The sequence below is a fragment of the Mesorhizobium sp. M4B.F.Ca.ET.089.01.1.1 genome (assembly GCF_004022605.1).
GTDB lineage: Bacteria > Pseudomonadota > Alphaproteobacteria > Rhizobiales > Rhizobiaceae > Mesorhizobium > Mesorhizobium abyssinicae.
In genome coordinates this window covers 1-9,882 of the sequence record NZ_RZOS01000203.1, presented here as the reverse complement: position 1 = coordinate 9,882, position 9,882 = coordinate 1, and the positions used below count along the sequence as shown (strand labels likewise).

Annotated in this window: 10 protein-coding genes; 7 read left to right on the top strand and 3 right to left on the bottom strand. The window is 64.8% G+C overall.

Features of this window, described 5'->3' with window-relative positions:
• From EN780_RS19210 to EN780_RS19185, 5 genes are all read left to right on the top strand, one after another.
• Nucleotides 1–358: FAD-linked oxidase C-terminal domain-containing protein (locus EN780_RS19210; RefSeq protein WP_281035373.1), on the top strand; the 358-nt coding region annotated here is incomplete at its 5' end.
• Between the two features lie 236 nt (nt 359–594).
• Entirely contained in the window at nt 595–1,863 is a 1,269-nt protein-coding gene (glcE, locus tag EN780_RS19200) for a glycolate oxidase subunit GlcE (protein ID WP_128275006.1), read from the top strand.
• Nucleotides 1,860–2,249: a DUF4870 domain-containing protein gene (locus tag EN780_RS19195; protein WP_128275005.1), complete on the top strand. Its 390-nt coding sequence runs from the start codon at nt 1,860–1,862 to the stop codon at nt 2,247–2,249. Before glcE ends, EN780_RS19195 begins: the two co-directional genes overlap by 4 nt.
• 9 nt (nt 2,250–2,258) lie before the next feature.
• Complete coding sequence (gene glcF, locus EN780_RS19190; RefSeq protein ID WP_128275004.1) at nt 2,259–3,557, top strand: glycolate oxidase subunit GlcF; 1,299 nt, start codon at nt 2,259–2,261, stop codon at nt 3,555–3,557.
• A 31-nt stretch (nt 3,558–3,588) separates the two neighbouring features.
• A complete protein-coding gene (locus tag EN780_RS19185; RefSeq protein WP_128275003.1) occupies nt 3,589–4,587 on the top strand; it encodes a hypothetical protein in 999 nt (332 codons plus the stop codon).
• Between the two features lie 9 nt (nt 4,588–4,596).
• Here the strand turns inward: EN780_RS19185 and EN780_RS19180 are convergent, their stop codons facing one another.
• Nucleotides 4,597–5,517, bottom strand: a complete 921-nt coding sequence (locus EN780_RS19180) for a bifunctional 5,10-methylenetetrahydrofolate dehydrogenase/5,10-methenyltetrahydrofolate cyclohydrolase (protein ID WP_128275002.1) — start codon at nt 5,515–5,517, stop codon at nt 4,597–4,599.
• Nucleotides 5,518–5,808: 291 nt separating this feature from the next.
• A complete protein-coding gene (locus EN780_RS19175; RefSeq protein ID WP_127310602.1) occupies nt 5,809–6,549 on the bottom strand; it encodes a L,D-transpeptidase in 741 nt (246 codons plus the stop codon).
• Nucleotides 6,550–6,762: 213 nt separating this feature from the next.
• Between EN780_RS19175 and EN780_RS19170 the strand changes: the two genes are divergently transcribed.
• Nucleotides 6,763–7,401: a DNA-3-methyladenine glycosylase I gene (locus tag EN780_RS19170; protein WP_127393817.1), complete on the top strand. Its 639-nt coding sequence runs from the start codon at nt 6,763–6,765 to the stop codon at nt 7,399–7,401.
• 44 nt (nt 7,402–7,445) lie between these two features.
• On the opposite strand, the gene EN780_RS19165 is transcribed toward EN780_RS19170, so the two are convergent.
• On the bottom strand, nt 7,446–7,694 hold the full coding sequence (locus EN780_RS19165) for a hypothetical protein (RefSeq protein WP_127393818.1): 249 nt from the start codon (nt 7,692–7,694) through the stop codon (nt 7,446–7,448).
• Nucleotides 7,695–8,193: 499 nt separating this feature from the next.
• Between EN780_RS19165 and hisS the strand changes: the two genes are divergently transcribed.
• The gene (hisS, locus tag EN780_RS19155) at nt 8,194–9,699 is read left to right on the top strand and encodes a histidine--tRNA ligase (protein WP_128275001.1); all 1,506 of its coding nucleotides are present in this window, start codon (nt 8,194–8,196) and stop codon (nt 9,697–9,699) included.
• The last annotated feature ends 183 nt before the right edge of the window (nt 9,700–9,882 follow it).

The window sequence follows — 9,882 nt, the reverse complement described above, 5'->3', positions numbered from 1 at the left end:
CGCCAACGTCTTCCATGCCGGCGACGGCAATCTGCATCCGCTGATCCTCTACGACGCCAACGTGCCGGGCGAGCTCGACAAGGCCGAAAGCTTCGGCGCCGATATCCTGCGCCTCTGCGTCGAGGTTGGCGGCGTGCTGACCGGCGAGCATGGGGTCGGCGTCGAAAAGCGCGACTTGATGCCGGAAATGTTCAACCAGGTCGACCTCGACCAGCAGATGCGCGTCAAATGCGCCTTCGACCCCAACCACCTGCTCAACCCCGGCAAGGTCTTCCCCCAGCTCCGCCGCTGCGCCGAGCTGGGGCGCATGCACGTGCATCGCGGGCAGGTGGCGTTTCCGGACATTCCGAGGTTTTGAGTGGCTAAGTTGGCGCTTGAACACCCCCCTCTGTCCTGCCGGACATCTCCCCCTCAAGGGGGGAGATCGGCAGCGTCTGCGCCTCGCCTTCCCGCCAACGTGGGAGATTGGCGAAACCCTGCGCGACGTCTGATCTCCCCCCTTGAGGGGGAGATGTCCGGCAGGACAGAGAGGGGGGCGAAGGAGCGCCTATCACCCCTCCCCCGCTTTGCGGGGGCGAGGAAAGGTGCCAAGCCATGACCACCTTCACCCCATCCACCGCCGCCGAAGTCCTCTCCACCGTCCAGTGGGCGGCGGCGGAGGAAGCGCCACTGGAGATCCTCGGCCACGGCTCCAAGCGTGGCATCGGGCGTCCGCAGCAGAGCGAGCACACGCTCGACCTTTCGAAACTTGCCGGCGTCACCCTCTACGAGCCCGCCGAGCTGGTGCTGTCGGCCAGAGCCGGCACGCCGCTCGCCGACATCGACAAGCTGCTCGCCGAAAACGGCCAGCAATTCGCATTCGAGCCGATGGACTATGGCCCGCTGCTCGGCGGCGAGCCGGGCCAAGGGGGCAAGGGCGGCACGATCGGCGGCGCGCTTGCCGCCAACCTGTCAGGCCCGCGCCGGCTGAAGGCGGGGGCCGCGCGAGACCACATTCTCGGAATATCGGCGGTTGCCGGCCGCGGCGAGGCCTTCAAGTCTGGCGGTCGCGTCGTCAAGAACGTCACCGGCTACGATCTGTCGAAACTGATGGCGGGAAGCTGGGGCACGCTCGCCGTGCTCACCGACGTCACCTTCAAGGTGCTCCCGGCGGCGGAGACCGAGGTGACTTTAGCCATCCGCGGCCTGCTCGACGATGCTGCCGTCGCGGCCATGGCGCTCGCGCTAGGCTCCAGCGCCGAAGTGTCGAGCGCTGCGCACCTGCCTGAGCGCATCACAGCGCGCGTCGCTGCCGGCAAGCATGGCGGCGATGCCGCTACGCTGCTGCGCGTCGAGGGTTTTGGCCCTTCCGTGGTCTATCGCATCGAGGCGCTGAAGAGCCTGCTCGGCAAAGCAGGGCCGCTGGAGGAGATCGCCGGCGAGGCGTCGAAGGCCATCTGGCGCGATATCCGCGATTGCATACCCTTCGCCGATGGCGGTGCGAGACCGGTCTGGCGTGTGTCGATGGCGCCGTCGCAGGCGCATCACATGGTGATGGCCCTGCGCATGCAGGCGGCGGTCGACGCTTTCTACGATTGGCAGGGCGGTCTGGTCTGGCTGTCAATGCGCGAGAACGACCCCGAGGCCGACCTGCTGCGCAGCCTGATCCGCAAGCATGGCGGCGGCCACGCGACGCTGGTGCGCGCCGCACCCGCGCATCGCGCCGCGCTGCCGGTGTTCGAGCCGCAGCCGCCGCATCTGGCGGCGCTGTCGGCGCGGCTCAAGGCCGAATTCGATCCCAAGCATATCCTCAACCCCGGCCGAATGGCGCCGGGTTCCAGCTCTGCTACTCTGGCACACTCATCGGAAGGAGGAGCACAATGAGCAACATCAATCAAGGCCCGGGCGGCGGACCTCGCCAGACCGATCGCTGGCTGGAGCCGGGTTCGACCAACGCCCTGGTCATCTATATTCTCTATCTCGCCGGCCTCGTCATTGGCGTCACCGGCATTGTCGGCATCGTGCTTGCCTACATCAACCGCGGCAAGGCCGGCGGCTTCGTCGAAAGCCACTACACCTTCCTGATCAGGACCTTCTGGATCGGTTTGCTCTACGCGCTGATCTCCGTGATCCTGATGATGCTCGTGATCGGCTTCCTGCTGATGTTTGCCGCTGCCGTCTGGTTCATCGCCCGCTGCATCCTCGGGCTGCAGGCGCTGCAGCGCGGCGAGCCGGTCAAGAACCCGCAAAGCTGGCTCCTCGGACAATAGGACTCCCCGGTGCAGACCAACTTCTCAGCCGCCCAGCTTGCCGATCCGCACGTCGCGGAATCGGAAAAGATCCTGCGCAAATGCGTGCATTGCGGCTTCTGCACCGCCACCTGCCCGACCTATGTGACCTTGGGCAACGAGCTGGATTCGCCGCGCGGGCGGATTTATCTCATCAAGGACATGCTCGAGAACGGCCGGCCGGCCGACAAGGAGATCGTCACCCATATCGACCGCTGCCTGTCCTGCCTCGCCTGCATGACGACATGCCCCTCGGGCGTCAACTACATGCATCTGGTCGACCATGCCCGCGCCCACATCCAGAAGACTTACAAGCGGCCGCTGCTCGACCGGCTGACGCGTGCCGTGCTGGCTTTCGTGCTGCCCTATCCCTCGCGCTTCCGCACGGCATTGAAACTGGCCGGGCTCGGCAGGCCGTTCATCGGCCTGTTCGAAAAGCTGCCGGCGCTGAAGCCTGTCGCCGCCATGCTGAGGCTCGCGCCACCGTCGGTTCCGCTGGCATCGCCGATGGCGAAGCCGGGCACGCACGCTGGGCAGGGCACGCGAAAGGGCCGCGTCGCCATCCTGACCGGCTGCGCGCAGTCGGTGCTCGATCCGGCCATCAACGAGACGACCATCTCCTTGCTGACAAGGCTCGGCTTCGAGGTCGTGGTGCCGGAAGGCGAGGGCTGCTGCGGCGCGCTCGTCCACCATATGGGCCGCGAGGAGGCAGCCCTTGCCTCGGCGAGGCGGAACGTCGACGCCTGGATCCGCGCCGTCGATCAGGGCGGGCTCGATGCTATCGTCATCACCGCATCGGGCTGCGGCACCACGATCAAAGACTACGGCTTCATGCTGCGCCTCGATCCGGCCTATGCCGAAAAGGCCGCGCGGGTCTCGGCGCTGGCCAAGGACATCACCGAATATCTGGCCGGTCTCGACCTGCCCGAACCGCTGCGCAAGCCGGGCACCGTCGTCGCCTATCATTCCGCCTGCTCGATGCAGCACGGCCAGAAGATCACCCGGCAGCCGAAGGAGCTTCTGGCCAGGGCCGGCTTTGTCGTGCGCGAGCCGCGCGAAGGCCATCTGTGCTGTGGGTCGGCCGGCACCTACAACATCCTGCAGCCCGAGATCTCGGCAAAACTGCGCGACCGCAAGGTGAAAAACATCGAGGCGACAGGCGCCGAAATCGTCGCCACCGGCAACATAGGCTGCATCACCCAGATCGCCTCCGCCGCGAAGCTGCCGGTGGTGCACACGATAAAACTGCTCGACTGGGCCTATGGTGGCGAGCCGCCCAAAATGAGTTGACCACGCAGCGCTTGCCGAGGACGATGCGGCGATGTCCAATCCACGACTGCAAGATATTCAAACCGCAGTTCGTCTTCTAACAGACCTGTCGCGTTCGACGTTTCAGGGTCGCTATGCCGACTGCGAAGCCATTATCGCCCAACACTTGAAAGACGGATCGGCGTTCCTGCTTGAGCTGATCAAGGCGGCTGTGGAAGCGGGCGTTCACCAGGTCACTCTGATCGAAGACGCGGTTTCGTTCCTCGACGATGCGGACTTGGCCCGCCTTGCATTTTTCCTCCAAAGCGCAGCAAGCCGCGGGACGGATGTCGAAGACTTGTTGTCTCACGCTTTGCTGCAGGCTCCAGACTTGTTTCCAGACGCCGCGCTGGCGACCAGTTACGATTTTGCGGACTGGCAGCAGCATACCGATCTGCGGTCAGCCCCAGCGTGCAAACATTTTATCTTCGAAGGGGTTTCTCCGAGCGACTCGCCCTTTCCGACGCACCGCAACCACCCCACTTGGCATCTGCCGACCACCGGCGGACCACTTGCGGTTGGCGGCAGAGGTTCGGCGACATGTCCAGTCTGCCGGCAGAAATTGACTCACTTGGTTACACTGGACAGTTCTGAGGAGAAGTCTGTTCCTGGGCTTTCCATCGAAACCTGCGCGAACTCTCTCGAGCCGACCTATTATTCGCACGATGCCGAGGGCAGGCCGACGCCCATTGGCCCATTTCATTCCGATGATGGTTCCGCAATCGAGCCGGCTTCGCTTGTGAGCACCGTGCGCGTGGCGGCCACGCCGCCACGCTGGCTCAGACAGTCCTATGGAATAAGCAATTCGCGGCAGAACCTGTTTCGGCTCGGCGGACTGCCGTCCTGGGTCCAAGGACCGCAGTTCCCGCTGGTTCCTGGAACGGATCGGGAAATGAAATTTCTGCTGCAGTTCGACTCGCTGGCCGGCTTCTTCTGGGGCAGCGGCGGCATGCTTTACGTCTTCTGGGACGAAGAAAGCCGGATCACATGCCATGTGTCGCAGTGGACCTGACGACAGCAGTTACTCCGCCGCGAGCTTGTCCGCCACGCCGTAGGTCGCCTGGTAGAGGGCGCGCTGGCGGCTGAGCGCCACCATCGTGTTGCGCAGCAGGATCGCCACCGTGATCGGGCCGACGCCGCCCGGCACCGGCGTGATCCAGGAGGCCACATCCTTGACGCTTTCGGTGTCGACGTCGCCGACGATGCGGGTCTCGCCGTCCGGTCCGATCTCGGAATTGATGCCGATGTCGATGACGGCGGCACCGGGCTTGACCATGTCGGCCTTGATCAGCCGCGGCTTGCCGACGGCGACGAACAGCGCATCGGCGCGCCGCGCATGCGCTGCCACCGAGCGCGTCATGTGGTGGCACACCGTCACCGTCGCGCCCTCGCTCATCAACAGGAAGGCGATCGGCTTGCCGACGATCTCGGAATGGCCGACGACGACCACCTCGAGCCCCTTGAGGTCGAGCCCGGTTTCCTTGAGCAGCTCGACCGAGGCTGCCGCCGTGCAGGGCGCCAGGTCGAGCTGGTTGTAGACGATGTTGCCGATAGACGCCGGATGCATGCCCTCGACGTCCTTCAGCGGATGCACCGCCGCCTGCAGCGTCTTGATCGGGATGTGCACCGGCACCGGCCGCTGGATGATGATGCCGGTGACGCGCGGATCGGCATTGAGGCCGTGGATCGCGGCCTCCAGTTCGCCGGCGGTGATGTCGGCGGCAAAGCGCCGTTCCTCGAAGCCGATGCCGGCCAGTTCCGCCTTGGCGCGCTGGTTGCGCACATAGACGTCGACCGCGGCGGTGTCGCCGACGGTGATCGACACCAGCTTCGGCGGAAAACCTTCGGCGGTGGCGATCGCGGCGTCCTCGCGCACGGAGGCGATGATGCGCTGGGCCACCGGCCCACCCTTGAGATAGCGGCTGTCGTCGGACCGGGACATGGCTGACCTTTGGTGTCGGGAATTGTGCGCTGCAATAGCAGAGGCCGTCCGGGAAATCAGCCTCCGAAAACGAAACGCTCTGCCTTCAGCGCGACGCGTTTTGCCTGGAAAGGCGAAAGGGCAGCACGGTTTCCCGTGCTGCCCTTTCGTGACCGGCCGCATCCCCACACGGCCCGTCCCCCGTTAACTCGTTGCCAGTCTAAGCACGTCTCCCGAATATGCGCTATGGCTTGGGAGCAACAGCTGGCGCCAAAATTAGTCGGCGCTGCCTGACCGGCAGATTCGCAGTCCCTAAATCACCACCACCGTCGTTCCGACATTGACGCGCTCATAGAGGTCGACGACGTCCTCGTTGCGCATGCGGATGCAGCCGGAAGATACGGCGCCGCCGATCGTCCATGGCTGGTTGGTGCCGTGGATGCGGTATTCAGTCGTGCCGAGATAAAGCGCACGGGCGCCCAGCGGGTTCTCCTCGCCGCCGGCCAGATAGGTCGGCAGATAGCGCCCCTTGGCGGCCTCGCGCTTGATCATCACCGCCGGCGGGCGCCAGTCGGGCCAGACGCGTTTGTCGGTGATCTTGTGCGTGCCGGACCATTCGAAGCCCGGCTTGCCGGTGCCGACGCCGTAGCGCCGCGCCTTGCCGTCCTTCTCGACCAGATAAAGGAAATTCTGGTGCGTATCGATGACGATGGTGCCTGGCTTCTGCGGCCCGTCGAACGCGACTTCCTGCGGCAGGTAGATCGGGTTGATCTGCGGCCGCATCGCCGTGCGCCGGGCCGGCTGCTGCACCGCCGCCGTGCGCTGCTGGTCGGGCTGGACCTGCAGATAGCGCCGCTGCGGCTGCTGCACCATCTGGCGGGTCTGCCGCACGATACCAGGCGCATGGCCGAGCTGCAGCACCCAGGGCGCCGAAAGGTCGGGGCTCACCATCACCGGCGGCCGGTCGGCATAGCGGTCATCGGCATTGGAGGAGGTGGCGCCGGCGGCAAGAACCGCCGCGGCACCCAGCAGGGAAAACAAGACTGTCTTCATCGGAACGCACCTTGATCGTCGAACGGACGGAGGCACGAAACCGCCCCCGGTTGCGCGATCCTTGGCGCGAAGCGGCAACCGAAACATGAATCGGAATGCGTAAAATGCCGATGTGTCAGTAAACCTTTTGGTGTGGTTACCGGCCGGTTCAGGAATCTGGTAAAGCCACGGTAAAACAGGCGCCGAGGCGCATTAACGAATGGATTTCTGGCAATGGGAACTGAAAATGCCGGCCTGCTCGACGGTCCCGACGGCAAGGCGCGCTGCTTCTGGCACGGCAATCTGCCGGACTATATGCACTACCACGACCGCGAATGGGGCCGCCCGGTAACGGACGACCGGCGGCTTTTCGAGAAGATCTGCCTCGAAGGCTTCCAGTCCGGCCTTTCCTGGCTGACCATCCTGCGCAAGCGCGAGAATTTCCGCGAGGCCTTCGCTGGCTTCGACTTCGACAAGGTGGCTCAATTCACTGACAAGGATGTCGAGCGCCTGCTCGGCAATGCCGGCATCATCCGCCATCGCGGCAAGATCGTCTCGACCATCAACAACGCCAAACGTGCGCGCGAAATGGTTGACGAGTTCGGCTCGCTGGCCGCCTGGTTCTGGAAGTTCGAGCCGGGGGCCGGCGAACGGCCCGAAATCGTCGACCTCGCCCATCTGCGCGCCAATCCGACGACGGCGGTCTCGGTCCGCATCTCGAAAGAGCTGAAGAAGCGCGGTTGGAGCTTCGTCGGCCCGACCACCGTCTATGCCTTCATGCAGGCTATGGGCCTGGTCAACGACCATCTCGAAGGATGCGTCTGCCGCAAGGAGGTGGAGGCGGAGCGGAAGAGGTTCAAACGGCCGAAGTGACTTCCTTCCCCTTCTCCCACAAGGGAGAAGGTCAGGTCGCGCCCTCAGATGCCGCTGGCGCCGGTCAGGAACAGGCCGGCGACGATCGCCGCCAGCGCGGCGAAGGCCGGGTAGATGACCAGCAGGCCGGTCATCAGCGCATCGCGCATCGACGAGCCCTGGCGCGGCTCCACCTCGAACGGGCCCGCCACCTGGCTCACCGTTACGAGGGCCTGGCCATCGGCCGGACGCAGCCGCGCGGGCAGTTCGCGCGCGCCGCTGTCGATTGTGTCGAATTGTCCCGTGGTGCTCATAGCCCCGAACCCCTTGGTTTCGGTGCGCTTTATCGGCTGCGATTGTGTCGGCACGATGCCGCGCTGATGGCGGAATTGTTTCCTTTTTTGGTGGGGTTGGTTTCAGAAATGCCTCAGGCGTTCCAAACTACTAACCACAGCAATTGGTGCTTACGTCTTCAGCTGCCTGGCGCTGCCCCTCATCGCCCTGCCGGGCACTTCTCCCCGTATAGTGACGGGGAGAAGGACGCCGTCATCGCCGATTTCGCCAATCGCCAACGTTGGAATTGTAGCACCGGCGCCGAAGTCTCTCCTTCTCCCCGTCACTATACGGGGAGAAGGTGCCGGCAGGCGGATGAGGGGCGGCGCGGCGTTCGCAAACTGTCCGAACTCAAGCCTCGTTGCGGATCGAGCCGCAAACCCTTGCCGCACCAAGCGGCATCGGCTAGGACACGCCCGCCGTGGAAAGCGGTAATCTAACCGGCCCACGCAACGCCACGAAACACCGAGTACCCATCCCATGGCCGACAAATCGGAAAAGACGAAAGCGCGGCTGCCGCGCGGGTTTGCCGACCGCGGCGCCGATGACATCCGTGCCGTCGAGAAGATGATGGCGACCATCCGCGGCGTCTATGAGCTCTACGGCTTCGAGCCGGTCGACCAGCCGATGATCGAATACACCGACGCGCTCGGCAAATTCCTGCCCGACCAGGACCGGCCGAACGAAGGCGTCTTCTCCTTCCAGGATGATGATGACCAGTGGTTGTCGCTGCGCTACGATCTGACCGCGCCGACGGCGCGCTTCGTCGCCGAGAATTTTGACAAGCTGCCGAAACCCTATCGCAGCTACCGCTCCGGCTGGGTGTTCCGCAACGAAAAACCCGGACCCGGCCGCTTCCGCCAGTTCATGCAGTTCGACGCCGACACGATCGGCACGCCGGGCGTCGCGGCGGATGCCGAGATGGCGATGATGATGGCCGACGTCATGGAAGCGCTCGGCATCAAGCGCGGCGACTACGTCATCCGCGTCAACAATCGCAAGGTGCTGGACGGCGTGCTGGAAGCGATCGGGCTCGGCGGTGACGAGAATGCGGGGCGCCGGCTGACGGTGTTGCGCGCGATAGACAAGCTGGACAAGCTCGGGCCGGAAGGCGTCAGGCTCCTGCTTGGTCCGGGGCGCTGGGATGGTGGCAAGGAAGGCGAAGGCGATTTCGCGAAGGGCGCCGGACTGAAAGACACGCAGGCCGAAGCTGTGCTGCTTGCAACGGCGAGGAACGGACAGGCTGGCCAGGATACCAGCGTCAGTTCCAACGCCGTCTACCAGGAAGGCGTCGCCGAACTTGCGATGATCGAAGCTCTGGTCAGAGCGGCAGGATATGGCGAAGACCGCGTCGCCATGGACCGCTCCGTCGTGCGCGGCCTCGAATATTACACCGGTCCGGTCTTCGAGGCCGAGTTGTTGGCCGAGATCCCGAATGAGGACGGCCAGATCGTGCGCTTCGGTTCGGTCGGGGGCGGCGGCCGTTATGACGGGCTGGTCTCGCGCTTCCGTGGCGAGCCGGTGCCGGCGACCGGTTTTTCCATCGGCGTCTCGCGCCTGATGACGGCGCTGAAGAACCTTGGCAAGCTGGACATTTCCGATGTCATCGCACCCGTCGTGGTGCTCGTCATGGACAAGGACACGGAAAGCCTCGGCCGCTACCAGAAGATGGTCGCCGATCTGCGCGCCGCCGGCATCCGCTCGGAAATGTATCTCGGCGGCGCCGGCATGAAGGCGCAGCTGAAATACGCCGACCGCCGCGGCAGCCCGGTCGCCATCATCCAGGGCGGCGACGAGCGTGCCCGGGGCGAGGTGCAGATCAAGGACCTGATCGAAGGCGCGCGCATGTCGGCCGAGATCACCGACAACGCCGAATGGCGCGCCGCACGCCCCGCACAGGTGACGGTGGCGGAGAGCGAACTGGTTGCCGAGGTGAAGAAGATCCTGGCGGCTCAGGCGGCTGATCGCGCGAAAGGTGGCGCTTGAGCCCCCCTCTCTGGCCTGCCGGCCATCTCCCCCTCAAGGGGGGAGATTGGATGTCGCCTGCGCTTTCGCCACTCTTCAGGGCCGAAGAAAAAGCGCCGCGCTTTGAGCTGCTGATCTCCCCCCTTGAGGGGGAGATGTCCGGCAGGACAGAGAGGGGGGCCTCGCGCCCAACCTATCCATGAC